Origin of the sequence: Streptomyces radicis (assembly GCF_003626575.1) — a bacterium.
GTDB lineage: Bacteria > Actinomycetota > Actinomycetes > Streptomycetales > Streptomycetaceae > Streptomyces > Streptomyces radicis.
On record NZ_RBDY01000009.1, the window covers coordinates 69,349 to 95,325 of the forward strand.

Consider the following 25,977-nt stretch of genomic DNA (forward strand, 5'->3'; position numbering starts at 1 on the left):
GCGGACGCGCGCCTCACCGCCCGTGGAAGCGCGGACGCTCCTTCCTGGTGAACGCGTCCACCGCCGCCCTGTGGTCCTCCGAGGCCCCGGCCTCGGCCTGGAGCCGCTCCTCCACCTCGAGGGTCTCGGTCAGCGGATGCCCCGCGGCGAACGCGAGCGACTCCTTGATCGCGGCGAGCGCCAGCGTCGGCCCGTGCGCGAGGCCGAGCGCGATCTCCCGTGCCACCGCGGGCAGTTCGGCGTCGGGGACCACCCGCTGGGCGATGCCGATCCGTTCCGCCTCGGCCGCGTCCACCTTTCTCGGGAAGAGCAGGAGATCCGCCGCGCGCCCGTGTCCGACGAAGCGCGGCAGGGTCCACGACAGGCCGGAGTCCGCGGTGAGCGCAATTCCCGCGAAGGCCGTGCTGAAAGAGGCGCTCTCGGCCACCACGCGGTAGTCGGCGGCCAGCGCGAAGCCGAAACCCGCACCGGCCGCTACACCGTTGACGGCCGCGACGACCGGTTTCCGCATTCCCGCGATCGCGCTGACGATGGGGTTGTAGTGGAGTGCCACGGTGCGCATCGGCTCGTCTTCTCCCGCCAATGCCGCGACATGTTCCTTCAGATCCTGTCCCACGCAGAACGCCCGGCCCTTCCCGGTCAGGAGAACGGCCCGCACCTGGGATTCCAGCGCCGCGCGCCGGAGAGAGTCGCGCAGCGCTTCCTTCGCCTCCACATTCAGGGCATTCATCGCGTCGGGGCGATTCAGCGTGACAGTCGCGAGACCGTCGGTTACCTCGTAGAGCACGGTGTCGGTGTCGGCCATGCCGCTCAGCATGACGCAGAGATCCGTGCTATCGCGGGACAATCGGCGAATTGAGTGGTTTTGCGCGTGCGCGTTGCCGAAGGGATACAGGCCAATGTTGGTCATGAGGACGTTCCATGCGGGATAATGGCGTGAAGCAATGTGTTCGAGGCCGGTGACCCCCGTGTTGTCGGCTCCGACGAGGCTGGTTCAGGAAGGGGAACGAGCATGGCGGCCATGAAGCCGCGGACGGGCGATGGTCCGCTTGAGGTGACCAAGGAGGGGCGGGGCATCATCATGCGCGTTCCGCTCGAAGGTGGTGGCCGACTCGTCGTCGAGCTGACCCCGGACGAAGCGGTCGCGCTCGACGAGGAGCTGAAGAAGGTGACCGGCTGAGGCCGCCGCGCTCCGAGCCTTACCCTTCGGCGCTGCCCCGGACACTCCGGGGCAGCGCCGTCTCGCTGTCGGCCCGTGCTCAGGCGCGGGCGGCGCACAGGAGCCCGTCGCCCACCGGGAGCAGGGCGGGCACCAGGTCATCGCTCTCGCGGATCGTGCGCAGCAGCTCGCGCAGCGTGCGCACCTCGGTGGGCGCCGCGGCCGAGTCCACGGTCCTGCCCCCGGCGAAGACCCCCGCGAAGCACACCAGGCCACCGGGCCGTAGCAGCCGCAACGATTCTGCCAGCGACTCCAGGCACTCGAGCCGGTCGCCGTCGCAGAACACCAGGTCGTAGCCGCCGTCGGTCAGCCGCGGCAGGACGTCGAGCGCGTGCCCGGGGATGAGCCGCGCGCGGTTCGCGGCGAAGCCCGCCATGCCGAACGCCTGCCGCGCGAACTGGAGCCGCTCGGGCTCGACGTCCACCGTGGTCAGCACGGAGTCGGGCCGCATGCCGGAGAGCAGGTGGATGCCGGAGACCCCGGTGCCGGTGCCGATCTCGACCACGGCCCTGGCCCCCGAGACGGCGGCGAGCAGGCGGAGGGCGTCCCCGGTGCCGGGCGAGACGGAGCGCACACCGGCCTCGCGCGCCCGCTCACGGGCCCAGCGCAGCGCCGCCCCCACGGCGGTCTCGGCGTCCGGTGCGCCATACGCCTCGGCGAACGTCCAGCTCGTCAGCCGGTTGCCGGTAATGGCCCTCTCCTGTCCCCGTCTGTCACGCGCTTTGACTGTATCGACTCCCCAGGGGAACAGGGCGCCCGGACCGCACGTTGGATCAATGGACGGCAGAGGAAAGCCGGTCAGGAAAATGCTTATCCGGAGCTAACGGGGCAGGTGGCTATGGTAGGGGCTCCACTGGACACCACCAGAGCCAACAGGGGAGGTGCGGCTGCGTCCACAGGCAGGGGGGTGCTCAAACGCTTCCTGAAGTCTTCCGACGGGCCGAATTCCGTGACAGAGATCGCTGACACCGACAGGGAGCGGTCCACCACCGAGGGGGCCGACGGCCCGCAGACCACCGTCGCCACGTTCAACACCCCGTCCGACGGCGCCACTTGGGCCCCGCCGAGCTGGGAGGAGATCGTCAGCACGCACAGCGCGCGGGTCTACCGCCTGGCCTACCGCCTCACGGGGAACCAGCACGATGCCGAGGACCTCACCCAGGAGGTCTTCGTCCGGGTCTTCCGCTCGCTCTCCACCTACACCCCCGGCACGTTCGAGGGCTGGCTGCACCGCATCACGACCAACCTCTTCCTCGACTCGGTGCGCCGCAAGCAGCGGATCAGGTTCGACGCCCTGGGCGAGGACGCCGCCGACCGGCTGCCGAGCCGCGAGCCCACCCCTCAGCAGCACTTCAACGACACGCACTTCGACGCCGACGTCCAGCAGGCCCTCGACACCCTCGCCCCCGACTTCCGCGCCGCCGTGGTGCTGTGCGACATCGAGGGGCTGAGCTATGAGGAGATCGCGACGACGCTCGGCGTGAAGCTCGGCACGGTCCGCAGCCGGATCCACCGAGGCCGCTCGCATCTGCGCAAGGCGCTGCGCCACCGTTCCCCGCGCGAGCGGGGAGCGCGTGACGAGTCCGTGCTCGCCGCCGCCCAGGGCGCGCCCGCCGCGGGGTTCGCGGAGGAAGGCGGGCGGGAGTGACAAGCGCCGAGCCAGGCCCGGCCGACCACCACCTCGGGGAGAGCCTCGCGGCTCTCGTCGACGGGGAGCTGTCGCACGACACGAGGGACCGGGTGCTGGCCCATCTCGCCACGTGCCCCAGCTGCAAGGCGGAGGCGGACGCCCAGCGCGAGCTGAAGAGCGTCTTCGCGGAGAGCCCGCCGCCGGGCCCGTCCGACGGGCTGCTGGCCAGGCTCCAGGGGCTGCCCGCCTCGGACGGTGGCCTGCCCTCGGGCCCGGGGACGCGGACGCCCCCCGACCCTCCCGCCCCGCGCGGCGGCGGCACGGCGTTCCGCCTCGATCTGCTGCCGGGCGGCAAGGGGCGCGAGTCGCTGCTCGGCCCGCCCCGGCTCGGCTCGGAGCGTGGCTTCCGCATACACGACGGCGGTGGCCCGCGCCTGCATCGTGGCCGTCGGCTCGCCTTCGCGGCCGCCGGCGCGGTCTCGCTCGCCGCGGTCGCCATCGGGGGAGCGGTCACCAGCGCGGGTTCGGGCGTGGCCGCGCCAGGCTCGGGCGGTTCGGAGGCCGCGGCCGCCGGCGCCACCGTCACCCAGGCCGCGGCCGCTCGCTCGTCGGGCGCCCGTTCCCAGGAGGAAGAGGCGGGCGGGACCGGCGGGTTGACGGCCCACACGGTCGGGCTCTCCCTGCTCAGCGCCCCCGCCGGACCCATCGGCGCGACGAGCCAGCTGTTCCCCCTGCTGAACGACGAGCTGCGCCCTTCACCCGCCGTGGGCCCGGTGGAGCCGCCCTCCTCGGGGGCCGGGACGGCGGGAGCCGTGAGCCCCCGCTGAATCCCGGCGGCTGACCTGGTTGAATTCCAGGCCGGAAGAGGACGTCGCCGACACGATGGGGACCGCCGCCATGGACAAGGCGAACAGCGCGCCGGGCCAGCCGGAGTCCCGGCCCGGACACGACCCGTACGGCACCCCGCCCTACGGTCAGCCCGGACCGTGGGCCCCGGCGCCTCCCGTGCAGCGGCCCCAGCCCACCCCGCCCACCGGCACCCATGTCCCGCCCGTGTCCCCGACCCCGCCCGGCGGCACCCAGGTGCCGCAGGCCGGGCCGCCGCCCCAGCACGGGACCCCCGCGGGCGGCGCTCCCCGGTACGACCCATGGGCCGCCCCGGCGGGGCATGCCGCACCGCCCCCGTCCGACCCCGCGGCGGGCGGGCCCGAGGAGCCGGGGGGCCGCCGGGGCGGCGGCAGGCTGATCGCGGGCGCCGCGGCGATCGCGCTGGTCGCGGGCCTCATCGGCGGCGGCGTCGGCTCCTATCTCGAGAGGCACGGGACGTTCAGCGACGTGCGGCTCCCGCAGACCGTGACCGAGGGCGCCCCCGCCCCCGAGGGCAGCATCGCGGGCATCGCCCAGACCGTGCTGCCCGGCGTGGTCACCCTCCATGTCTCGGGCTCGGGCGAGGCGGGCAGCGGCACCGGCTTCGTGCTCGACGACGAGGGCCACATCCTCACCAACGCGCATGTGGTCCGCCCCGCGGGGCAGGGCGGGGTGATAGAGGTCACGTTCGGCAGCGGCGACTCGGCCCGCGCCGAGGTCGTCGGCCAGGACACCGGCTATGACCTCGCCGTCGTCAAGGTCGATGGCGTCTCGGGCCTCAGCCCGCTGACGCTGGGCGACTCCGACGCCGTCAGGGTCGGCGACCCCGTGGTGGCGATCGGCGCGCCGTTCGAGCTGGCGGGCACGGTCACCTCGGGGATCATCAGCGCCACCGAGCGCCCCATCACCGCGGGTGGCGCCGAGGCCGACGGCTCCGACATCAGCTATGTGAACGCCCTCCAGACCGACGCGCCGATCAACCCCGGGAACTCAGGGGGCCCGCTCGTCGACATCAACGGCCGCGTCATCGGCGTCAACAGCGCGATCCGCACCGCCGACGGCGGTGGCGGCCTCGACCCCGGGCAGGCGGGCAGCGTCGGCCTCGGCTTCGCCATCCCGGTCAACCAGGCGAAGGACGTCGCCGAGCAGCTGATCAACACAGGCCGGGCCACCTACCCGGTGATCGGGGTCACCCTGGACACCGGCTATCTCGGCGACGGCGCCCGCGTCGGCAGCTCGGGCGGCGGCCCCGCCGTGGTGCCAGGGGGCCCCGCGGACGACGCGGGCATGGCCGACGGCGATGTGATCACCGCCGTGAACGGCGAACGGGTGCGCAGCAGCGACGAGTTGATCGTCAGGATCCGCAGCCACCGCCCCGGCGACCGCCTCGAGCTGACCGTGGAGCGCTCGGGCGACGAGCTCGAGCTGACCGTCACCCTGGGCGAGTCGAGCGGTGACTGACGAGCGCGGGGGCGCGCGTGTCCTGGCGTTCACCGCGTTGTCCGCTCCGTCGTCTCCCCTCGGCGCCCCATGCCGGGGTACCGTGGCCATCTACCGAATGCGTGAGGGAGCTGCCAGGTGTTCTTCGATATAGGCTCACTCGAGTTCATCGTGCTGCTCGTCCTGGCAATCCTCGTCTTCGGCCCCGAGAAGCTGCCGAAGATGATCCAGGACGCCGCTCGCTTCCTGCGCAAGATCCGTGAGTTCTCGGACAGTGCCAAGGCGGATATCCGCAGTGAGCTGGGACCCGAGTTCAAGGATTTCGAATTCGAGGACCTCAACCCCAGGGCGTTCGCCAAGAAGCACCTCCTCGACAACGACGAGCTCGGGCTCAAGGAGCTGACCAGCAGCCTGGACATGCGCAAGGAGCTGACCGAGGTCACCGACGCGGTGAACGGGCGGCCCGCGCGCCGCACCAGCCTCGACAAGCCGGGCGCCACGTCGTCCAAGCTGGCCAAGGGCGCGGGCGCGGCGGGTGCCGCGGCGGCGGGCGGGGGCGCGGTGCGCCTCGACAAGGACGGCTCGGGCTCCTCGGCGCGCGCGACCCCGCCGCCCTTCGACGCCGACGCCACCTGAGTGGATTCGCGCCCCTTCGGGGGCATATGACACCACCCGATCTCCCGGCATGCCCGACACCCCGGATCCGGATGGCTATCCTCCCTATGTCCGGGGTGTGCCCAGGACGAGGGCAATGAGGAGGCGTCGCGTTAGATGGAGACGACGAGTCGGGCGGAGCCGCAGGACGCGACAGGCGGCCCAGGCGCGTCCGGGGGAAAGGACGCATCGCAGGGGGTGCCCGGCGCGCGCCGGGCGGTGGAAGGCTACCTGATGGCGGGCTTCCCGTGGTACGGCCTCGACGACGCCTTCACGGGCGCGCGCTGGCTGATGCAGGTCGGCGTCGCCGCCGACGGCGCCGTGGAGCACGGCTCCACGGGGCATGGCGACGAGCCGTCGCTGCGGGGTGAGTTGGGCGAGGAGGAGCAGCGGTTCGCGGTCGTGGTCACGGTCGCGAGCCGCCCGGTGCGCCGCAGCCCCGACGGGAACGGCGTCCTGGAGGCCACCTCGGTCTCATCGGCCGCGTGGCTCGCGGGCTCCGGTCTGCTGTCATGTACCTGGCCTGCGCAGATGGAGAGGGCGCTGCGCCAGGACTGGCTCGAGCAGCAGACCGCCATCGCGTGGGAGCTGGCCGACGACCTGCACGGCGGCGCGTGGACGATGCTGTCGCTGCCGGTGGACGGCGTGCCGACGGACTTCCACTACCGGGAGTCGGAGTACGGCTGGGTGCTCGCCGGGGCCGCCCAGCACGAGGTGCACATCGGGGCCTATGGCCGCGGCATGAGCGCCTACGGCCTCGGCTTCGCCGTCGTCAAGGACATCGAGAGCTACGCCTGACGCCGGTGGCGCGGGTGGGCCGCCGCGACGGCCGCCCACCCGGTGCCGGGTCCCGCGCTCCCGGAACGTTCGGGATCGGAACGCTCGGGATCGGAACGTTCAGAACTTGTTGCTCGGCGTGAGGCCCAGCGACATCCCCGCGAGACCCCGGGCCCGTCCCGAGAGCGAGGACGCCACGCCGCGCAGCGCCGCCCCCGCGGGTGAGTCGGGGTCGGACAGCACGACGGGCTTTCCCTCGTCGCCGCCCTCGCGCAGCCGCACATCGATCGGGATCGTGCCGAGCACCGGCACCTCGGCCCCGGTCGTCCGGGTCAGCCCCTCGGCGACCCGCTTGCCGCCGCCGCTGCCGAACACGTCGACCATCTCGCCGCAGTGCGGGCAGGGCAGGCCCGCCATGTTCTCCACGACGCCGACGATCTTCTGGTGCGTCTGCACCGCGATCGACCCGGCACGCTCGGCCACCTCGGCCGCCGCCTGCTGCGGCGTCGTCACCACCAGGATCTCCGCGCCCGGCACCAGCTGCGCCACCGAGATGGCGATGTCCCCCGTCCCCGGCGGCAGGTCGAGCAGCAGCACGTCCAGGTCGCCCCAGTAGACGTCCGCGAGGAACTGCTGGAGCGCCCGGTGCAGCATCGGGCCCCGCCACACCACGGGGGCGTTCCCTGGCGTGAACATGCCGATCGAGATCACCTTCACGCCGTGCGCGGACGGTGGCATGATCATGTTCTCGACCTGGGTCGGGCGGGCGTCCGTGCCCAGCATGCGGGGCACCGAGTGGCCGTAGATGTCCGCGTCCACCACGCCGACCTTGAGCCCGTCGCGGGCCATGGCCGCCGCGAGGTTGACCGTCACGGACGACTTGCCGACGCCGCCCTTGCCCGAGGCCACGGCGTAGACCCGGGTCAGCGAGCCCGGCTTGGCGAACGGCACCTCACGCTCCGCCTGCCCGCCGCGCAGCGACGTGGCCAGCTCCTTGCGCTGCTCGTCGCTCATCACGTCGAGCTCCACGCGCACCCCGGTGACGCCGGGGACGGCGCGCACGGCGTCCGTGACGTTCGCCGTGATGGAGTCGCGCATCGGGCAGCCCTGGATCGTCAGATACACCCCGACCGCCACCGTGCCGTCCGGGGCGATCTCCACGGACTTGACCATGCCGAGATCGGTGATCGGGCGGTGGATCTCCGGGTCGTTCACCCGGGACAGGGCGGCCCTGACCGCGTCCTCGCTGGGCAGCGTGCCGGTCGCGCCCGCGGGGGGCGGGGGGGTATCGGTAGCCATGTCCCCGATGGTACGGCGCTCCCGGCGCCGCGGCGGACCGCCCCTTCGGGGGGTCGCGGGCGTGCCGTACGCTGCGGCTCGTGACAGAGAAGTCCCCCGCACTCCGTCCCAACTGGCGCCGTGCACTGGGGAGTGCGGCGTCCGCGGGAGCCCTGGTCGTCGCCCTCACCGCCCTCACCGCCTGCGGCGCCGACGAGCCCGAGCCCGAGACGAACGGCGTCGACGAGCTGCCCGCGGCGGAGATAGAGGAACGCGCGAGAGCCGCGGCCGCGGAGGCGTCCTCCGTCCGCCTCTCGGGGACGGTGATCACCGAGGCGGGGACGTTCCGGCTCGATGTGCGGCTCGGCGACGAGGGCGGGGTCGGCGAGGTCTCCACGGAGGGGACGACGTTCGAGCTGCTGCGGATCGGTGAGGACCTCTACATCAAGGCCGACCAGGCGTTCTGGGAGAGCGAGGGCATCCCCGACGAGCTGGAGACGGACCCGACGGAGAAGCTGGACAGCAAGTATGTCCGCGTCGTGCCCGACGATCCGGCCTATGAGCAGCTCAGCGGCTTCACCGACAAGAACACCCTCCTCGACGGGCTGCTCACGCTCGACGGCGAGCGCGCGATCGGCGAGGAGGGCGAGATCGACGGCAGCCCCACCATCCGCGTCGAGGCGGGCGGGGGCGCGGGGGGCGTGATCGAGGTGGCGCTCATGGGCACGCCCTACCCGCTGCGCCTGGAGCGCGGCGGCGCGGCGGGGCAGCTGACGCTTGACGACTGGGGCGAGGAGTTCTCGTTGAACGAGCCCAAGGAGGACGAGATCGTCGACTACGGGGACGCGCTGATCAACCCCGACGAGTAGCCCGGTGGCCCGACGCCCCGCGCCTGCGCACGGGCAGCCCGCTCGGCGTCGCGACGCGGGTGCTCGCCGGGGTCGGCAGCGGCGGCGCGGCCGACGACTCGGAGGGCATCGCGCCCGGGCGCTGGGAGGGCTCACCGGCCGGTTCGAGGCGCAGCACGCGGCACTCGCGGGCCCAGCGCTCGGCGATGCCGTCGGCGTCGGGGGCGTTGAGCCGCTTCCCCTTCAGCTCGGCGACCGCGTCGGACCAGCTCTCGCTCCCCGGGGCGGGCTCGGCGACCACGGCGGGCCACACGACCAGGCGCCCGCCCTTGTCCTTGCTGCGGCAGCTGACCGTCGCGGCGGCGCCATCGGCCAGCCCGAGCCCGTCGAGCGGCTGCTCGCCAGGACCTCCGACCAGGCACACCGCGCCGCCCGACCACACGTGCCACAGCGCTCTCGCCGCGCCCTCGGGGCCGCGCACCCAGACCAGTGCGGACTTCTTCGCGGACTCCTCGATCAGGGCCAGGTCGAACGCGGCGATGGCGGCGTGGGAGGTCATGCCAGGGAGCGTAGCCGTGGGTGGCTCACGCGGACAGGCCGAGGGCCGCCATGCGCCGGGTGTGCGCCTCGGTGATGCGCGAGAACATCCGGCCGATCTCCGCCAGGTCGAAGCCGTCGGCGACGCCGCCCACCAGCATCGTGGAGAGCGCGTCCCGGTCGGCGACCACCCGCTGGGCCTGCGACAGCGCCTCGCCCATCAGCCGCCGCGCCCACAGCGCGAGGCGGCCGCCCACCGGGGGCTCGGCCGCGATCGCGGAGCGCACCTTCTCGACGGCGAACTCGGCGTGCCCGGTGTCGTCGAGCACGGCGAGCACGAGCGAGCGGGTGTCGGAGTCGAGGCGTGAGGCGACCTCGCGGTAGAAGTCGGCGGCGATCGCGTCACCGACGTACGCCTTGACCAGGCCCTCGAGCCAGTCGGACGGCGCGGTCAGCCGGTGGAAGTCCTCGAGGGCCGACGCGAAGGGCTCCATGGCCTCGGTCGGCTCCTCGTCGATCTGCCGCAGCCGCTCGGTGAGCTGCTCGAAGTGGTGGAACTCGGCCGCGGCCATCCGGGCCAGCGCCGCCTTGTCGGCCAGGGTGGGCGCCAGCTTGGCGTCCTCCGCGAGGCGCTCGAACGCCGCGAGCTCGCCGTAGGCCAGGGCGCCGAGCAGGTCCACCACGGCCGCCCGGTACCTCGGGTCGGCCGACGCCTCCGCCCAGTCGGCCGCGGGCCGCGGCGCCTCGGAAGCGGGGGTCGAGGTCTCGGACGTCTCCATCAGCTCTCCTCCGCGGGCGGTCGTGGGCCCCGCCCTCTCCTGGTCACGCCGTGCACAATAGCCCCTGAGCGTGGCCCTCCGTCCCGTGTGACGATCACCCGGACGACAGGGCCTGCCGCATGTGCGCCGTTCCGGGGTACAGTGGTATAGCGGCCCACTTGTATGTGGTGGGCCCATCCCCATGCCGGAGACCTGGGCCGGTCGCGTCCGCCGTCGCCTCGGCCGGACGTGCCGTAGGCCCAGACCCCCGAGGATGCCCGGTCGGTGGCCCGATCGGCTCCGACCTGACCAGCCCTCCGCGGCGGTGCGGTGTTCGCACCCTCCGCGGCATGAGGGACCCCGCTCGCGCGGTGCGTGCGCTTGAGCGAGACGACCGGGTCCCGCGCCCGAAGGCCGGCCCCCGACAGGGCCGCCACCCGCAGGCGCGGTGCAATCGACCCGCCTCGCCGCCGGGTGCCGCGTCACACAGAAGAGGCAACGACCCTGTCCGCTACCACCACACCCACCAGCTTTCGGGATCTGGGGATCCTGGCCGAGACGGCAGAGGCCCTCGAGGCCGTCGGCATCACCACCCCGTTCCCCATCCAGGAGATGACCCTCCCGGTCGCCCTCGCGGGCACGGACGTCATCGGCCAGGCCAAGACCGGCACGGGCAAGACGCTGGGCTTCGGCCTGCCGCTGCTCGAGAAGGTCACCGTTCCCGCCGACGTCGAGTCCGGGCGCGCCGAGACCGCCGGGCTCACCGACGCCCCGCAGGCGCTCGTCGTCGTGCCCACGCGCGAGCTGTGCCAGCAGGTGACCAACGACCTGCTGACCGCGGGCAAGGTGCGGAACGTCCGCGTCGTCTCCATCTACGGAGGCCGCGCCTACGAGCCGCAGGTCGAGGCGCTGGCCCGGGGCGTGGACGTCGTCGTCGGCACGCCGGGGCGGCTGCTCGACCTCGCGGGCCAGCGCAAGCTCGACCTGTCGCACATCCGCTGCCTCGTCCTCGACGAGGCCGACGAGATGCTCGACCTCGGCTTCCTGCCCGACGTGGAGAAGATCATCGAGCGCCTGCCCGCGAAGCGGCAGACGATGCTGTTCTCCGCCACCATGCCGGGGCAGGTCATCGGCCTCGCCCGGCGGTACATGAGCCAGCCCACCCACATCCGCGCCACGGAGCCCGACGACGAGGGCGCGACTGTGGCCAACACCACGCAGCACGTCTTCAGGGCGCACTCGCTCGACAAGCCCGAGATGGTCTCGCGCATCCTCCAGGCCGAGGGCAGGGGCCTGGTGATGATCTTCTGCCGCACCAAGCGCACGGCCGCCGACGTGGCCGAGCAGCTGGGCCGCCGGGGCTTCGCCGCCGCCGCGGTCCACGGCGACCTGGGGCAGGGGGCGCGCGAGCAGGCGCTGCGGGCGTTCCGCAACGGGAAGGTCGACGTCCTCGTCTGTACCGACGTCGCGGCCCGCGGTATCGACGTGGACGGCGTCACCCATGTGATCAACTACCAGACGCCCGAGGACGAGAAGACCTATCTGCACCGCATCGGCAGGACGGGCCGCGCCGGTGCCACCGGCATCGCGGTCACCCTGGTCGACTGGGACGACATCCCGCGCTGGCAGCTGATCAACAAGGCGCTCGGCCTGGCGTTCCCCGACCCGCCCGAGACGTACTCCACCTCCCCGCACCTCTTCGAGGTGCTGCGGATCCCGGAGGGCACCAAGGGCACGCTGCCGCGCGCCGAGCGCACCCGCGCCGGGCTCGCGGCCGAGGAGGTCGAGGACCTGGGCGGGCCCGGTTCGCGGCGCCGCGGGCGCGAGACGCGCCCGCAGCGCGCGACGACCACCCGCACCCCGCGCCAGCGCCGCCGCACCCGCGGCGGGGTCGAGGTCGGGGACGAGGGCGGCGAGGCGCCCGAGGCGCCCGAGCCGCAGGGCGCGCGGAAGGCCGCGGCGCCCGCGAAGGCCAAGGCCGCCAAGGCCCAGGCCGCCCCCGCGGGGGACGCCGCGCCCGAGTCGGGCGGGGACGGCGCGGAGGGCGTCGCCGCGCCGCGCACCCCGCGCCGCCGTCGCCGCAGGACCCGCGGCGGCCAGGCGGGGGCCACGGGAGCGGCGGGCGCGGGCGGCGCGGCCACCGCCACGGACCCGGCGCCGACCGAGTCCTGAGGATCGGCGCCTGACACGGCTCACATCGAGGCGGGGCCCTCAGAAGACGGGCTCGCCGTCCCGGGTCAGGCGCCAGTCGACCGAGGCGAACGCGGCGGGGTCGATCTCGCCGTTCGCCTGGACCCACGCGATGATCGTGTTGCGGATCTCGTCCGAGTTCGACCAGAGCTGGTCGGCCGCGGCCACATGCGGAAAGTTTCCGCCGCCGTTGGCGCGGTAGTTGTTCACCGCGAGCACGAACTCCGCCGTGTCCGCGACCGGTTCGCCCTCGAACGCGAGCCCGGTGATCCGCGAGCCCGCGGGCTCGGCGATGTCGATGTCGTAGGTGACCCCGCTGACCACGTCGTAGTTGTAGTCGGGCGTCCCGTCCGCGTTGGTCAGCTCCTCCGGGTCCACCGGGGCGCCCGCCGGGACCCGCGCGAAGTAACGGGCCGAGAACTCCAGGTAGTCCTTCAGCTGCGCGCCCGTGACGAGCCGGGCCTCCAGCGTGTTCTCGAAGACGTACATCCCCGCCACGTCCCGGATCGTGACATCGCCCGCGGGGATCGCCGCGGTGCGCGAGAAGCAGGCCGCCTGCGACAGCACCGGCAGGTCCCCGTACTCCGTGCCCGCCATCGCCGCGCGCACCGTCTCGGCCTGCACATGGTTGATGAAGTCGATGATCGGGGTGTCGCGCCATGGCGCCTCGGCCGCCGTCATCGCCTCGGACGCGGTGCCGATGACCTGGTTGACATAGGCGACCGCGTTGGCGTGCTCCTCGGCCACGAGCGCGGTGATGCGCGGGTCCTCGTCGGCCGTGTTGGCGTTCAGCACGCGCGAGCCGACCGACTCGACCTGCCAGTGGCCGCGTCGCCACACCAGCTCGATGTCGAACACGCTCAGCCGCATGCCCCAGCGCAGCGGCTCGGAGAGCACCACGTCGCGCCCGGTCTCGGCGTTGGTCACCCGGCGCTCGGCGATCTCCTCGTGCGCGTGGCCCACCAGGATCGCGTCGATGCCCGGCACCTGCTCGGCGACCAGCGCGGCGGCGTTCTCCACGTGCGGGAGCTGGTCGCCGTACGAGGACGTGCCGCTCGTGCCCGAGTGCGCGGAGACGATGACGACGTCGGCGCCCGCGGCGCGCATCCTCGGCACCCAGTGCGCGGCCTGCTCGGGCAGCCCGGGGAACGTCATCAGGCCCTCGACATGCGCGCGGTCCCACACGGCGATGCCGGGGTTGGTGAGGCCGAGCACCCCGACCTTGACGTCCCGCCCGTACGGGTTGCGCAGCGTGCCGATCCAGTACGGCGGGAACGCGGGCCGCTCGGTCGCCGCGTCGAGCGCGTTGGCCGCGAGCAGGGGGAAGTCGCACTGCTCCTCGAAGGCGCGCAGCAGCGGGATGCCGTAGTTGAACTCGTGGTTGCCCAGCGCGACCGCGTCGTAGCCCATGGCGTTCATGGCCAGCGCCATGGGGTGCACGGGGCCGCCGTTCCCGCCGGTGATGGGGTCGATCTTGGCGTAGTAGTAGGCGAGTTGGGTGCCCTGGATGGTGTCGCCCGCGTCGATCAGCAGGGTGCGGTGGGGGCCGCGTTCGTCGCGGATCGCGTTGATCAGGGTGGAGAGCTTGGCCAGGCCGATGTCGTTCCCCTCGCCGTCGGTGAACTCGGCGTCGGTGAAGTAGTCCCAGTTCAGGACGTTGCCATGCAGGTCGGTCGTGCCCATGACGGAGAACGAGAAACGCAGGGGGTCGGGCGTCCACTCCGCGGCGGCGGGGGTGGTGCCCGCGGCGGTGGCGAGCGCGACGCCCGCGCTCGTGGCCGCGGTGCGGCCGATGAAGGTGCGGCGGTCGAGCGACATGGGGGTGACTCCTCGCGGGGTGGGGCCTCGGAACGCGCGTAGATTCTGGCGGAGCCGCCCGTTCGGCAACACCCCCTCGGCGTTTCTCCTCGATGACGGAACGATGTCGTCGGCCGTCTCCCGAGCCGGTTACCGTCGTGGGTGTGAGCAGACCGCCCTTCTGTGAACCGCCCGCCGAGGTGCGGGCCCACCGGCTCGCCACCCGCAGGGGCGAGTTCGCCGTGCTCGACGCCGTCCCCGCCGACCGCGCGCCCGTCGCCACGGCGCTCCTCGTGCCCGGGTACACCGGCAGCAAGGAGGACTTCATCGCGCTGCTCGTCCCGCTCGCCGAGGCGGGCATCAGGGCCGTGGCGGTCGACGGCCGCGGCCAGTACGAGTCGGTGTGCGCGGAGGGACCCGCGGCGTTCGGTCTCGGCGCGCTCGCCGAGGACGTGCTGGCGCAGGCGGCGGCGCTGGGCGAAGGGCCCCTGCACCTGGTGGGGCACTCGCTCGGCGGGCTGATCTCGCGCGGCGCGGTGCTGCGGGCGGTGGCCGCGGGGAGCGCCCCGCCGTTCGCCTCGCTCACGCTCATCGGCTCGGGTCCGGGGCGGATCGTGCGCCGCCAGCGGTGGCGCGCGCGGGCGCTCGGCGCGGTGCTGCCGCTGCTCGGCGCGCGGCGCATATGGTGGCTGACCCGGCGGGGCGTCGAGCCGGGCGAGGTGGGGGCGTTCCTCCACCGCCGCTGGCTGGCCAACGCGCCCACGCAGCTGCGGACCACGGGCCGCGCGCTGTGCTACGAGCCGGACCGGGTGGACCTGCTGGCGCGGGTGGGGCTGCCGATCCATGTGCTGTCGGGGGAGCGGGACGGCGTCTGGCCCGTCCCCGACATCGACCGCATGGCCGAACGCCTCGGCGCGCACCGCACGGTGATCGCGGGCGCCGAGCACTCGCCCAACGCCGAGGCCCCGGCGGCCACGGCGGCGGCCCTGCTCACGTTCTGGGCCGCCCTCCCCTCCCCGCGCCCGCCCGCCTCCCCCGACCCGACCGAACGGGACCGCTCGGCGGCGGGCTGACGGGGGCGCGTTGATCGGTGGCCCGCCGCGCGCGTGACCGCTTCGCGCGGGCGCTCGCGGGTACGCTCACCGATCCCGCGTTGGCCGCGCTGCCGCCCGTGGGCGCCGTTGACCAGTGGGCCGACGGCCTGGAGCTCCTGGAGCGGCAACGCCCCCCCCGCGCCGCCGTCGAGGCGTTCGGGCCGGTCAACCGACCAGCGGCTGGGCGCCCTTCGCGCGGGTGAGCAGCTCCGCGTAGACCTCGGGGGGCGTCGTGAACGCGCCGAGGTCGACCGCCTTGCGCGTGCCGTGGTAGTCGCTCGACCCCGTGGTCAGCAGGCCGAGGTCGCCCGCCAAGCCGAGCAGCCTCGCGTGGGCGTCGGCGTTGTGGTCCATGTGGTTCAGCTCGACACCGTCGAGACCCGCCTCGGCGAGCCGGACGATCGCGCCGTCGGGCACGCACCGGCCGCGCTGCTCGGCGAGCGGGTGGGCGAAGACGGCGACGCCACCGGCGTTCCTGATGAGGCGGATCGCGTCGAACGCGTCGAGCTCGTGCTTGCCGACCCAGGCCACGCCGCCGTCGCCGATCCACTGGGCGGTGAACGCGGCCGGGATGTCGGGGATGACGCCCGCCTCGACCATCGCGGCGGCGATGTGCGGGCGGCCGACCGAGCCCGCCGCCAGCTCGCGGACCCGCTCCCAGGTGATCGGGACGCCCATCTCCCGGAGCTTGGCCACGATGCCCTTCGCCCTCGGCACCCGGTCGTCGCGCAACAGGTCGCGCTCACGGGCCAGCTCGGGCTCGGTGGGGTCGAACAGGTACCCCAGCATGTGCAGCGAGACGCCGTCGAGGCGGCAGGAGATCTCCGCGCCGGTCACCAGCGTCAGGCCCGCGGGCAGCGCCGCGGCCGCGGCCGCGTGGCCCGCGACGGTGTCGTGGTCGGTCAGGGCGACGACGTCGAGCCCGGCGGCGCTGGCCGCTGCGACCAGCTCGTCGGGGGTGTCGGTGCCGTCGGACGCCGTGGAGTGGGTGTGCAGGTCGATGCGCACCGGTTCAGGATAGCCGCGGCAGCAGCTGCGGTGAGAGGGCGCCGCAGGGCACCAGGTCCACCTCGGACCCGGCGTCGCGCAGATCGGTCAGCACCAGCTCGTCGTACAGCAGCATCCCCGACTCGGGCGGCCACACGACGGCCCACAGCCACAGGCCCATCGCCTCGCCCGCGAACACCGCGCGGTCATCGGGGGCGTCCCGCACGAGCCACAGCGGGGTGGGGCGCCCCGCGGCCAGCACCTTGGCCTGCGGCGGCTCGTCGACGTCGAGCCGCGGGCCGGGGTCGGGGCCCGGCACGCCCGCGTATCCGGCGCCGAGGCCGACGCCCAACTCCTCGGCGATCAGCAGCAGCTCGCCGGGCCCGCCGAGCGGTCCAGGGCCCGTGCACGCGACGGCCGTGGCCCGGCCGCCGCCGCGGTCGTCCCCCGCGTAGGCGATGCCCGTGAACAGCCAGCCCACGGGCAGTGGCCACGGCATCCACACGGGAACGCGGGCGCGGCCGACGGCCACGGTGAGCGCGTTGACGCTGGGCGGGACGACGGGCTGGAGCGGGTGCACAGCGCCGTGGTCGGCACACTGCCAGGAGTCGGCGAAGAGCCCGGGCGCCCGGACCCGCCCACCGCATTTCGGGCAACTGGGTTCGCCCCTCATGGGGAACAACAGTCCCTCCGCGCCGCCCATGAGTCAAGGCGATTCACGGGCCGAGCGGGACCTGGGCGCGCAGCGGATCACGGGGATCGGCGCCATGGCCCGCCCAGCGCTCGGTCAACGCGTCCGCGCCGTGGGCCCGTTGCCAGGCCGCCTCGTGCGGGGTCATGGGCAGCAGCGGCAGGAAGCGCACCGGGTCGCGGGGCGCGGGGAGCGCCAACTCCGGTACGGATCCGTCGGGTCGGCCGACCAGCACCGCGGTGAACGGCGCCCCTGGCCACAGTGGCTCGCCCAGGTCGAGCGAGCCGCCAGGGGCCACCACGACGCCCTCCACCTGAGGCGAGGCGGCCACCACGGCCAGCGGGCGCAGCACCGCGTCGGTGGCGGCGCGCCCCGCGCGCAGGGTCAGCAACAGCTCGGCGCGCGGCCCTCGTTCGGGGTCGGCGACCGGCGCGGTGGGGTCGGCCATGGGCGCGGCCGACATGCCGAGGGTGGCGTAGCGCACGAGCCCCGCGGCCTGGTCGGGGAAGCGCAGCACCTCGATGCGGTCCACGCCGACGAACGTCACGGCCGCGCGCGCGTCCGGCTCGCCGAACGCCGTCCGCAGCCGGTCGGTCACCCGCGCCAGGACGCCGGTCACCGGACGGGCTCCGCGCGTTCGTCGAGGGGCGCGTCCACGGTCGCGCGCTCGGGGGTCACGCCGCGCTCGGCCCTGATCACCAGGGCGAGGCCGAGCAGGATGAGCGCCAGCGCGGGGTAGGCGGCGGCGGGCGGCAGCTGGCCGAGCCACACGGCCGCGATCAGCGCCGCGCCCGGGGTCTCGAGCAGCAGCGCCGTCGAGGTGATCGAGGGGCCGAGGCCGCGCACGACGCGGTTGATGAGCGAGTGGCCGAGCAGCTGCGCGGTGGCGGTGAGGGCGAGCAGCTTGAGCCAGGTCTCGCCCGCGTACCCGGCGCCGAGCGACGCCCCGGCCAGCAGGCACACCACGAGCAGCAGCGCGGCGGTCGCGCCGTAGCACAGGAACGTGTACGTCGTGGTGCTCGTCGTCCTGCGCACCTCGGCGCCGATCAGCACATACCCGGCCGCGGCGATCCCCCCGCCGAGCGCCAGCGCGTCCCCGGCCAGCGCCTCGGCGGAGAGCGAGAGGTCCACGCCGGTCAGCACGAGCACCCCGGCGAACGCGATCGCCGCGCCGCCCCACACCGCCGCGGGCGGCCGGTGGCCCGTCATCCGCAGCAGCAGGGTGGTCCAGACGGGGGTGGTGGTCACCAGCGCGACGGACGAGGCGACCGACGTCAGGTGCAGGCTGGGCAGCCAAAGACCGAAGTGTGCGGCGAGCGCGGCGCCCGAGGCCAGCGAGAGCAGGACCGTGCGGCGGCTCGTGGCGGCCAGCTCGGCGCGCAGCCGCCGGCGCAGCGCCATCACGGGGGCGAGCCCCGCGACGGCCAGGGCGTTGCGCCAGAACGCGATGGCAAGCGCGGGCGCTGCGGTGGCGGCGGCCAGGGGGCCCGAGACCGAGACGGTGGTCAACGCGACCGTCAGCAGCAGCGCGTCGAGGCGCGTGCCCGACGGCGCGGCAGGAGTGGCGGCCACGCGCTCCTCCTCCCTCGACTCCCTCGGCTCTTCCGGCTCCGTCGGCTCTTCCGGCTCGTCCGACGGCGGGAAAGCGAACGGCGGCCGGGATCAGCTCCGGCCGCCGGCGGGGGCGAGGGGCATGCCCCCGCCACAGGTGCTACAGGGCACCGAAGCCCACGCGGCGCGCGGTCGGCTGACCGATCTCCACATAGGCGACGCGGTCGGCGGGCACCAGCACCTTGCGGCCGCGTTCGTCGACCAGCGTGAGCACCTTGGCGCCACCCGACAGGGCCTCGCCGACGGCGGTCTCCACCTCCTCGGCAGACTGCCCGCTCTCGAGAACGATCTCGCGCGGCGTGTGCTGAACGCCGATCTTGATCTCCACGGCTTGTCCCTCCGGCTGGTCCATGACGTGCGCGACGGTACGCGCCGTACCCGCACAGGTTATCCGCGCCGGTCGGCCCGCTCGGCCACGGGCGGCCACGCCCAGAGCGAACAGCCGGTCGGCGGGGCGCGGGAACCCGGCCGGGTGCCGGACCTCAGTGCTGCATGGGGAAGCCCGCGATGCCGCGCCAGGCCAGCGAAGCGGTGAGCCTGCGCGCCATGTCACCGGGGATCTGCTGGCCCGAGCTGAGCCAGTGCCGCGCGGTGATCTGGGCCATGCCGCACAGGCTGACCGCGAGCAGCATCGCCTGCTCCTCCGGCAGGTCGGCGTCCTCGGCGATCAGCGGCGAGACCATCTTGGCGCAGTCGAGCGCCACCTGGTCCACGCGCTCGCGCACCGAGGGCTCGTTGGTCAGGTCGGACTCGAAGACCAGCCGGAACGCGCCGCCCTCGTGCTCCACATAGGAGAAGTACGCGTCCATCGTGGCGGCGATGCGCTGCTTGTTGTCGTTCGTCGAGGCGAGCGCCTCGCGCACGGCCTGCACGAGCGCCTGGCAGTGCTGGTCGAGCAGCGCGAGGTACAGCTCGAGCTTGCCGGGGAAGTGCTGGTACAGCACCGGCTTGCTGACCCCCGCCCGGTCGGCGATGTCGTCCATCGCCGCCGCGTGGTACCCCTGGGCGACGAACACTTCCTGCGCGGCGCCCAGCAGCTGATTGCGCCGGGCCCGGCGGGGCAGGCGCTGGCCGCGTGGGCGCGCCTCGGTCTGCTCGGTGGCTGTCACGCCGCCTCCCGGTGGTTGTGGTGTGCCCCCGTGCTGCACACGTCCTGGTGGTACACCGCTCCTGGTCGTACACCGTGCCGACATCGTACGTTCGAGCCGTCGCACAGCGTGCATCGCGAGCGGAGGAATTCGCTCATCGGACAACCCGCTCAGCGGTACTCGTCGTCGCCCGGGTCCACGACCCGCGCCTGCTCGGCGGCGTCCGCGGGGTCCGCCTCCTCGGCGGTGCGCTCGGCGAGAGGAGTGTCCCGCAGCCGCAGCAGGTCGAAACGCTGCTCGGCGGTGTCCGCCTCGGGAGCCTCCTCGTCGAGGCCCTCGTCGAACAGCTCGTCCGCCTGCTCGTCGTCGAGGAACTCGTCGAACGACTCGGGATCGGCCGGGTCCTGCGTCATGGCCGCCTCCTCCTCGTGGTCCTCTCCGGTCCGCCTGGCATCTTCCGGCCCTCCCAGCGTAGGTGTGTCCCGCCGGGGAGGCGAACCCACCGATTCGGGACCGGTCGCGGAGGGGTGCGTGCCAGGGGCGCGGGGGGCTCCTACTATGGCGCCATGCCAACCACCGAGGAGCTGCGCGTCCATGCCGCGCTCGCCGCCGCGGAGGGCTGGCCCGGGGTGCGGGACGGGGAGACGATGCGCTCGGTCGCGCTCCCGGGGATGACACTGGCGATCCGCCGCCGGGCAGCAGCGCTCGACGGCCTGGATCCTGCCCTCTTCGTGCACGGCCTCGGCGGCTCGTCGCGCAACTGGTCGGCGCTGATGGAGCGCCTCTCGTCCGACGTGGAGTGCGAGGCCGTCGACCTGCCGGGCTTCGGCGCCTCGCCCCCCGCGCGGACCGCCGACTACTCCCTCTACGGGCACGCCAGGGCGGTGATCCGCTGCCTCGAGGCCAGCGAGCGCGGCCCTGTCCACCTGTTCGGGAACTCCCTGGGCGGCGCCGTCGCCACCCGCGTCGCCGCGCTGCGGCCCGACCTCGTGCGCAGCCTGACCCTGGTCTCGCCCGCCCTGCCCGAGCTGAACCCCCAGCGCACCGCGCTGCCCACCGGGCTGCTCGGCGTTCCCGGCGTGACCCGGCTGCTGCGCCGCGTCACGCGGGACCAGCCGCCCGGGCAGCGCGCCCGCCAGGTGCTGCGCCTGTGCTACGGCGACCCGGCGCGGATCACGCTCGAGGAGTTCACCGCGGCCGAGGCCGAGCTCGAACGGCGGCAGTCGCTCCCGTACTTCTGGGACTCGCTCACCCGCAGCACCCGAGGGCTGGTCAACGCCTACACCCTGGGCGGCCAGCACTCGCTGTGGCGGCAGGCCGAACGGGTGCTCGCGCCCACGCTCCTGATGTACGGCGTGCGGGACCGTCTGGTGTCCTTCCGGGTGGCACGTCGGGCCAGTCGGGCGTTCGGCTGGTCGCGGCTCGTCGTGCTTCCCGAGGCGGGGCACATGGCCATGATGGAGTACCCGGAGGAAGTGGCCACGGCCTTCCGGGACTTCCTGCCCCTGACCACGCCGGCCGGGGCCGGCTGAGGGAGCGTATGGACCACCGAGACGCCGCCGCACCGACCGCACGGCGCGCGGAGCCGCTGCCGGGTCCCGGCGGCCGCGGACAAGGACCCCGTCAGGAGTATCTCGATGCCTTCGACGACAGACAGTTCGGGTACACCATCCCCGAACAGCGCCGCCCCGAAAGGCGCCGCCCCGAGGGGCGGGAGGGGCGCCCGAGGACGCAGTCGGGCGGGCGCCACGCGTCGCCGCGCAAGCGCAGGGCCGTGCTCGGGGATAGGCAGCGCCGCCGTGCGCCCGGCGGCTGGGGCAGGACGCTCAGCGGGATGGCCGCCGCCGCGGTCGTGACCGTGCTCGGCATCGCCGTCGCCGTCCGCGTGGCCGACCCCGGCTCGGGCGGCGCCGACGTGGCCGACGCCGAGCACCCGGCACCCGAGGGCCAGGCCGGGGGCGGCGCGGCCGAGCCCGACACGCGCCCCCGGGTCCCGGAGGACGCGCCCCCCGAGCGCGGTCCCGCGCCCGAGCCGACCTATGAGGAACTGCTGGGGCAGCGCGTGGAGATGGCGGCCGACCTGGCGGGCTCGGGCGAGCTCGTGCCGGTCGACGGCAGCGACGAGGCGGCCGACCCCGACGCGACCACGCTGGTGCGCTACCGCGTGGACGTGGAGGACGGGCTCGGCGTGGACCCTGAGTTCTTCGCCGACGCGGTGCAGCGCACGCTCAACGACGGCCGTGGCTGGAGCAACCGCGGGGAGCGCTCGTTCGCCCGGGTCTCCGGCGGCGACCACGACTTCGTCGTCACCCTGGCCAGCCCAGGTACGGCCGCGGACTGGTGTGCGATGTCGGGGCTCGACATCACCGAGGACAACGTCTCCTGCAACTCGTCGAGCACCGAGCGGGTCATCATCAACGCCTGGCGCTGGGCACAGGGCTCGGAGACCTACGGGGACGACATCGCGGGCTATCGGCAGATGCTCATCAACCACGAGGTGGGCCACCGCCTGGGCTACGGCCATGTGACCTGTCCGGCGGAGGGCGAGCCCGCGCCCGTGATGATGCAGCAGACCAAGTTCCTCGAGACCGAAGGCGTCACCTGCCTGCCCAACCCCTGGCCGCACCCCGGCAATTGACCGCGTGGGCGCGCGGTAACGACGCGGGGTCGCGCGAAGTCACGAATATTCACCCCTTCTGATGGTGCGGCGGACAACCGTCCGTCGCGCCGGGCACATGTAGACATACCGTCTTTCCGTCAGTGACCTGTCAGTGACACGGAGAGAGGGGGTGCGCGGGTGCGCGTCGCATTGCTCACGGAGGGTGGGTACCCGTATGCGCGGGGCGAGTCGGTCGCCTGGTGCGACCGGTTGCTGCACGGCCTGACCGGCCACGACTTCGACATCGGCGCCCTCAGCCGCGGCAGGCGGCAGGAGCGCGGGCCCCGGCGCCCGCTGCCGCCGCACGTGCGCCGGGTGCGCACCGCGCCGCTGTGGGGACCGCCGCCCGCCGGGCGCGCCTCGCGCGCGGGCGCGCGGCGGTTCGCCGAGCACTTCGCCGAGTTGACCGCCGCCCTGTGCCCCGGGCATCAGCTCCTGGGCGGGGAGGGCACCAGGCGACAGGCGGACCGTTTCGCCCATGGCCTGCACGGGCTCGCCGACGCCGCCGATGCCCATGGCGGGCTCGGCGGCTGGCTGCGCTCCGAGCGGGCCCTGCGGATCCTGGAGGCCGCGTGCCGCGCGCGGGGCGCGCCTCGGGCCCTGCGGTTCGCGCGGGTGGCCGACCTGCTCGCGGTCGCCGAGCGGCTCGAACGGGCCCTGCGCCCGCTGTCCCTCGACTGGTACGGCCCCGACGGGCTCGACGCGGCCGATCTGTGCCACGCCGTGGGCGGGGGGCCCGCCGCGCTCGCCGGGCTGCTGGCCAGGCGCCGCCACGGCACGCCGCTGCTCGTCACCGAGCGGCGCGTGCGCGTGCGCGAGCACTACCTCGCGGGGGCCGCGGCGGGCGCGGGGGCGCCGGTGCGGGCGCTGCTCGGCGCGTTCCAGGTGGGGCTGGCCCGCGAGATCTACGCGTCGGCCGCGCTGATCACGCCGGGCGACGCGCTGGCCAGGCGCTGGCAGGAGCGGTGCGGGGCCGCGCCCGAGCGGCTGCGCACCGTCTATCCGGGCCTTGACGCGCGCCCGTTCGACGCGGTGGCGAGGGCGCGGGGCGGGGCGGCGGCGCCCGCGCTCGTGTGGGTGGGGCGGCCGGTGCCGGAGAAGGACCTCGTCGGCCTGCTGCACGCGTTCCACCTGGTGCGCGCCGCCGAGCCGGGGGCGCGGCTGTGGATCGTGAGCGCGCCGGCGCACGGCCGGGGCGACGGCGCGTATCTCGCGCGGTGTCGCGCGCTGGCGGCCAGGCTCTTCCCCGCGCCTCGGGGCGGGCCCGGGCCCGTGGCGTTCGCCGAGGTGGGGGACGCCGAGGTGCCAGGGCTCGCGGACGCCTACGCCCGTGGCGGGGTCGTGGTGCTCTCCAGCGCGGTCGAGGGGTTTCCCGTGCCGCTCATCGAGGCGATGTTCAGCGGCGGGGCGACCGTGTCCACCGACGCGGGCGCGGTCGCCGAGGTGGTCGGCGGCACCGGGCTCGTCGTGCCGCCGCGCGACCCGAGGGCGCTCGCCGAGGCGTGTCTCGCGCTGCTGCGCGACCCCGAGCGCCGGGCGCGGCTGGGGGCGGCGGCGCGCGCCAGGGCGCTCGAGCTGTTCACGGTCGAGCGGGACGTCGCGGCGTTCGGCGCGATCTACCGCGAGCTCGGCGGGGAGCGCCAGGCGGCGCCACGGCGGCCCGCCCGTGCGCGGGAGACCATACGCCTGACCGCCGTCGGGGGAGGCGAGCGGGCGTGACCGGCTCACCCGATCCCGTGCGCGCGCTGCTCTCCGACCACCGCGCCCTGTGCGAACGGGCCGTCGACCCGCTGGAGATCGCCGCGGGGCTCGAGGCCAGCGGCGTCACCGACCGGGCGGCGGCGCGTTTCCGGCACCGCGACGTGTTCTCGCTCGCCGATGAGCTGTTCGCGCGCGTCACGCCCCCCGAGCGCGCCGAGGGCGCCGACGCGGGGCGCGCGCCCCGGCGCCGTCGGCGGGCCGCGCGCCTGCTGTCCCCGCTGCTGCCCGGCGTGCTGTGCGCCGCCACGGTGGCCGCGGCCCTGGCCCGCCCGTTCGCCGCTGTCGTGCTCGCGGTCGCGCTGGCCGCGCTGACGCTCGCCGCGGCGCGCCTGGTGCTCTCGCCGCTCGGCCCGCCGGGGCTCGCCGGGATCTGCGCGCTCCCCCCGGTCGGCTACGCGCTGTTCGGCGACGCGGCGCTGGCCGAGCTGCTGCCGGGGCGGCAGTCCGTGCCCCAGGACGTGGCGACCGCGACCGCCCTCACCCTGGCGTTCGCCGCGGCGCCCACCGCGTGGTGCCGCGGCTGGTTCGCGGTGCGCCGCCTGAGGCTGCTCGCCACCAGCCGCGGGTTGCGCGAATTCGCCGCGGGGGCACGGCCTTTGCTCGCCGCCGCGCTGGCCCTCGTGCTGGCCGGGCTGCTGGCCGTGCAGGGCGCGGCGCGGCTGCTTCCCGTGCCGGGCACGCCGGGCGCGTTCGCCGCCACGACCGCGCTGGGGCTGCTGCTCGGCCTCGCCGTCCTGCTGGTCGGCCACGGCCGCACGGGCGCCGCCGCCGCGGGCCTCGCGGCGGCGGGCGCGGTCGAGCTGCTCGCGCTCGCGCTGGCGGGCGGCGCGTGGCTGCCCGGCTGCGCGGGCCTTGCCGCGCCCGTCGAGGCGCTGGTCGCGGCGCACGGCACGGCCGTCGTTCCCGCGCTCGCGTGCGGCGGAGCGGCGGCCGCGCTGCTCGTCCCCACCGTCCGCACCCTGACCCGCGCCGCCACCCCCCTGTGAGCCCGTCCCCCCACGAGACCCGTTCCGATGCGACACGAGGAGTTCGAGAACCGATGACCCGACAGCTGCCCGGCGTTCGCGCCGCCGCCTCCAGGGAGGCCGTCCGATGAGAGTGCTGCTTCTGGGCGCCGGCGGGTATCTGGGCCGGTTCGTGGCCGACCGGCTGCTCGCCGACCCCGCCGTCCAGCTCACCGCGCTCGGCCGGGGCGACGACGCGGATGTGCGCTTCGACCTGTCCACCGGGAGCCCTGGCGCCCTGACGCGTTTCCTCGACGCCGTCCACCCCGGCGTCGTCGTCAACTGCGCGGGCGCCATCCGCGGCACGGCGAGCGAGCTGACCCGGCACAACACCGTGGCCACCGCGACCCTGGGCGAGTCGCTGCGGCGCAGCGGGTGCCGGGCGCGGCTCGTCCACCTGGGGTGCGCCGCGGAGTACGGCCCCTCGCAGAACGGCTCGTCGATCGCCGAGGACGCGGTGGCCAGGCCGGGCGGCCCCTACGGCGTGAGCAAGCTGGCCGCGACCGAGCTCGTGCTCGGCTCGGGCCTCGACGCGATCGTGCTGCGGGTGTTCTCGCCGACCGGGCCAGGCACGCCCGCGGGGTCGCCGCTCGGGCGCCTCGCCGACTCGCTGCGCCGCGCGATGCAGCACGGCGACAGCGAGCTCAAGGTCGGCGGGCTCGGCGTGCAGCGCGACTTCGTCGACGTCCGCGACGTCGCCAGGGCCGTGCACGCGGCGACGCTGTCCGCCGCGCAGGGGGTGGTCAACATCGGCACGGGCCACGCCGTTCGGCTGCGCGACGCCGCGAGCGCGCTGGCCAGGATCTCGGGGTACACCGGGACCCTGCACGAGCTCGACGGGCCGCCCGCGCCCCGGCACCCGGACGGCGTCGCGGTCGTTCCCTACCCGGACGGCTGCGGCGCGTGGCAGCAGGCGGACGTGCGCACCGCGCGCGACCGGCTCGGCTGGCGGGCCCGCATCGGGTTGGAGGAGTCGCTGGCCGACATCTGGATGGAGGCGGCCTGCCGGATGTGAGGCCGCCTCCTGGAGGGGTGGCGGCCGCCTGCCCACAGGGTGGAACGGGTGTCTCGGAATGGGACGGGCCGT

At 74.6% G+C, this 25,977-nt stretch carries 27 protein-coding genes; 14 read left to right on the forward strand and 13 right to left on the reverse strand.

The features are described 5' to 3' along the window. Positions 1 to 13: 13 nt before the first annotated feature. Complete coding sequence (locus D7318_RS14545) at positions 14 to 817, reverse strand: enoyl-CoA hydratase-related protein (protein ID WP_120697467.1); 804 nt, start codon at positions 815 to 817, stop codon at positions 14 to 16. A gap of 195 nt (positions 818 to 1,012) precedes the next feature. On the opposite strand from D7318_RS14545, the gene D7318_RS14550 reads away from it, so the two are divergent. After that, positions 1,013 to 1,180 carry a DUF3117 domain-containing protein gene (locus D7318_RS14550; RefSeq protein ID WP_019434894.1) on the forward strand — a complete coding sequence of 56 codons (168 nt, stop codon included), beginning with the start codon at positions 1,013 to 1,015 and terminating at the stop codon, positions 1,178 to 1,180. 79 nt (positions 1,181 to 1,259) lie between these two features. Here D7318_RS14550 and D7318_RS14555 read toward each other — a convergent pair whose 3' ends face one another. Next, positions 1,260 to 1,970, reverse strand: a complete 711-nt coding sequence (locus tag D7318_RS14555; RefSeq protein WP_120697469.1) for an O-methyltransferase — start codon at positions 1,968 to 1,970, stop codon at positions 1,260 to 1,262. Positions 1,971 to 2,057: 87 nt separating this feature from the next. Between D7318_RS14555 and sigE the strand changes: the two genes are divergently transcribed. The 5 genes from sigE (at position 2,058) to D7318_RS14580 (ending at position 6,608) form a co-directional block, all read left to right on the forward strand. Further along, complete coding sequence (sigE, locus tag D7318_RS14560; RefSeq protein WP_230423745.1) at positions 2,058 to 2,867, forward strand: RNA polymerase sigma factor SigE; 810 nt, start codon at positions 2,058 to 2,060, stop codon at positions 2,865 to 2,867. Beyond that, positions 2,864 to 3,676 carry an anti-sigma factor family protein gene (locus tag D7318_RS14565; protein WP_120697471.1) on the forward strand — a complete coding sequence of 271 codons (813 nt, stop codon included), beginning with the start codon at positions 2,864 to 2,866 and terminating at the stop codon, positions 3,674 to 3,676. The genes sigE and D7318_RS14565 overlap by 4 nt, the downstream gene beginning before the upstream one ends. 19 nt (positions 3,677 to 3,695) lie before the next feature. After that, positions 3,696 to 5,177, forward strand: coding sequence for a S1C family serine protease (locus D7318_RS14570; protein WP_408055490.1), 1,482 nt, complete (start codon positions 3,696 to 3,698; stop codon positions 5,175 to 5,177). Positions 5,178 to 5,294: 117 nt separating this feature from the next. Further along, entirely contained in the window at positions 5,295 to 5,792 is a 498-nt protein-coding gene (locus D7318_RS14575; RefSeq protein WP_120697475.1) for a sec-independent translocase, read from the forward strand. Between the two features lie 135 nt (positions 5,793 to 5,927). Continuing rightward, complete coding sequence (locus D7318_RS14580; protein ID WP_113688617.1) at positions 5,928 to 6,608, forward strand: hypothetical protein; 681 nt, start codon at positions 5,928 to 5,930, stop codon at positions 6,606 to 6,608. A gap of 99 nt (positions 6,609 to 6,707) precedes the next feature. On the opposite strand, the gene D7318_RS14585 is transcribed toward D7318_RS14580, so the two are convergent. Continuing rightward, positions 6,708 to 7,886 carry an Mrp/NBP35 family ATP-binding protein gene (locus D7318_RS14585; protein ID WP_120697476.1) on the reverse strand — a complete coding sequence of 393 codons (1,179 nt, stop codon included), beginning with the start codon at positions 7,884 to 7,886 and terminating at the stop codon, positions 6,708 to 6,710. Positions 7,887 to 7,966: 80 nt separating this feature from the next. Here D7318_RS14585 and D7318_RS14590 point away from each other — a divergent pair, with 80 nt between their 5' ends. Then, the gene (locus D7318_RS14590) at positions 7,967 to 8,734 is read left to right on the forward strand and encodes a hypothetical protein (protein ID WP_408055491.1); all 768 of its coding nucleotides are present in this window, start codon (positions 7,967 to 7,969) and stop codon (positions 8,732 to 8,734) included. Here the strand turns inward: D7318_RS14590 and D7318_RS14595 are convergent. Together D7318_RS14595 and D7318_RS14600 are read right to left on the reverse strand one after the other, a co-directional pair. Next, the gene (locus D7318_RS14595; RefSeq protein WP_120697478.1) at positions 8,718 to 9,272 is read right to left on the reverse strand and encodes a hypothetical protein; all 555 of its coding nucleotides are present in this window, start codon (positions 9,270 to 9,272) and stop codon (positions 8,718 to 8,720) included. The genes D7318_RS14590 and D7318_RS14595 overlap by 17 nt on opposite strands. 25 nt (positions 9,273 to 9,297) lie before the next feature. Continuing rightward, positions 9,298 to 10,029 carry a ferritin-like fold-containing protein gene (locus D7318_RS14600; protein ID WP_120697480.1) on the reverse strand — a complete coding sequence of 244 codons (732 nt, stop codon included), beginning with the start codon at positions 10,027 to 10,029 and terminating at the stop codon, positions 9,298 to 9,300. Positions 10,030 to 10,482: 453 nt separating this feature from the next. On the opposite strand from D7318_RS14600, the gene D7318_RS14605 reads away from it, so the two are divergent. Continuing rightward, the gene (locus D7318_RS14605; protein WP_230423747.1) at positions 10,483 to 12,180 is read left to right on the forward strand and encodes a DEAD/DEAH box helicase; all 1,698 of its coding nucleotides are present in this window, start codon (positions 10,483 to 10,485) and stop codon (positions 12,178 to 12,180) included. A gap of 39 nt (positions 12,181 to 12,219) precedes the next feature. Here D7318_RS14605 and D7318_RS14610 read toward each other — a convergent pair whose 3' ends face one another. Further along, positions 12,220 to 14,016 (reverse strand): 5'-nucleotidase C-terminal domain-containing protein, encoded by a 1,797-nt coding sequence (locus D7318_RS14610; RefSeq protein ID WP_120697482.1) that lies wholly within the window; start codon positions 14,014 to 14,016, stop codon positions 12,220 to 12,222. Positions 14,017 to 14,159: 143 nt separating this feature from the next. Between D7318_RS14610 and D7318_RS14615 the strand changes: the two genes are divergently transcribed. Then, on the forward strand, positions 14,160 to 15,068 hold the full coding sequence (locus D7318_RS14615) for an alpha/beta fold hydrolase (RefSeq protein WP_120697637.1): 909 nt from the start codon (positions 14,160 to 14,162) through the stop codon (positions 15,066 to 15,068). A 186-nt stretch (positions 15,069 to 15,254) separates the two neighbouring features. Here the strand turns inward: D7318_RS14615 and D7318_RS14625 are convergent, their stop codons facing one another. The 7 genes from D7318_RS14625 to D7318_RS14655 form a co-directional block, all read right to left on the reverse strand. Beyond that, positions 15,255 to 16,097 (reverse strand): PHP domain-containing protein, encoded by an 843-nt coding sequence (locus D7318_RS14625; RefSeq protein ID WP_120697486.1) that lies wholly within the window; start codon positions 16,095 to 16,097, stop codon positions 15,255 to 15,257. Between the two features lie 4 nt (positions 16,098 to 16,101). Continuing rightward, positions 16,102 to 16,749, reverse strand: a complete 648-nt coding sequence (locus tag D7318_RS14630) for a DUF6758 family protein (RefSeq protein ID WP_120697638.1) — start codon at positions 16,747 to 16,749, stop codon at positions 16,102 to 16,104. A 43-nt stretch (positions 16,750 to 16,792) separates the two neighbouring features. Then, the gene (locus D7318_RS14635) at positions 16,793 to 17,386 is read right to left on the reverse strand and encodes a suppressor of fused domain protein (protein WP_120697488.1); all 594 of its coding nucleotides are present in this window, start codon (positions 17,384 to 17,386) and stop codon (positions 16,793 to 16,795) included. Beyond that, positions 17,383 to 18,339, reverse strand: a complete 957-nt coding sequence (locus D7318_RS14640) for a DMT family transporter (protein WP_120697490.1) — start codon at positions 18,337 to 18,339, stop codon at positions 17,383 to 17,385. The genes D7318_RS14635 and D7318_RS14640 overlap by 4 nt, the downstream gene beginning before the upstream one ends. Positions 18,340 to 18,478: 139 nt before the next feature. Further along, positions 18,479 to 18,706: a DUF3107 domain-containing protein gene (locus D7318_RS14645; RefSeq protein ID WP_113688627.1), complete on the reverse strand. Its 228-nt coding sequence runs from the start codon at positions 18,704 to 18,706 to the stop codon at positions 18,479 to 18,481. A 154-nt stretch (positions 18,707 to 18,860) separates the two neighbouring features. Then, positions 18,861 to 19,487: a TetR/AcrR family transcriptional regulator gene (locus tag D7318_RS14650; RefSeq protein WP_120697492.1), complete on the reverse strand. Its 627-nt coding sequence runs from the start codon at positions 19,485 to 19,487 to the stop codon at positions 18,861 to 18,863. A gap of 149 nt (positions 19,488 to 19,636) precedes the next feature. Next, positions 19,637 to 19,879 (reverse strand): hypothetical protein, encoded by a 243-nt coding sequence (locus D7318_RS14655; RefSeq protein WP_120697494.1) that lies wholly within the window; start codon positions 19,877 to 19,879, stop codon positions 19,637 to 19,639. A 153-nt stretch (positions 19,880 to 20,032) separates the two neighbouring features. Between D7318_RS14655 and D7318_RS14660 the strand changes: the two genes are divergently transcribed. The 5 genes from D7318_RS14660 (at position 20,033) to D7318_RS14680 (ending at position 25,905) form a co-directional block, all read left to right on the forward strand. Further along, the gene (locus D7318_RS14660; protein WP_120697639.1) at positions 20,033 to 20,998 is read left to right on the forward strand and encodes an alpha/beta fold hydrolase; all 966 of its coding nucleotides are present in this window, start codon (positions 20,033 to 20,035) and stop codon (positions 20,996 to 20,998) included. Between the two features lie 8 nt (positions 20,999 to 21,006). Next, positions 21,007 to 22,104, forward strand: coding sequence for a DUF3152 domain-containing protein (locus D7318_RS14665; protein WP_120697496.1), 1,098 nt, complete (start codon positions 21,007 to 21,009; stop codon positions 22,102 to 22,104). A gap of 159 nt (positions 22,105 to 22,263) precedes the next feature. Continuing rightward, positions 22,264 to 23,844 carry a DUF3492 domain-containing protein gene (locus D7318_RS14670; RefSeq protein WP_120697497.1) on the forward strand — a complete coding sequence of 527 codons (1,581 nt, stop codon included), beginning with the start codon at positions 22,264 to 22,266 and terminating at the stop codon, positions 23,842 to 23,844. Beyond that, positions 23,841 to 24,872, forward strand: coding sequence for a hypothetical protein (locus tag D7318_RS14675; RefSeq protein WP_120697499.1), 1,032 nt, complete (start codon positions 23,841 to 23,843; stop codon positions 24,870 to 24,872). The genes D7318_RS14670 and D7318_RS14675 overlap by 4 nt, the downstream gene beginning before the upstream one ends. Positions 24,873 to 24,978: 106 nt before the next feature. Then, positions 24,979 to 25,905: an NAD-dependent epimerase/dehydratase family protein gene (locus tag D7318_RS14680; protein WP_120697501.1), complete on the forward strand. Its 927-nt coding sequence runs from the start codon at positions 24,979 to 24,981 to the stop codon at positions 25,903 to 25,905. Positions 25,906 to 25,977 lie beyond the last annotated feature (72 nt).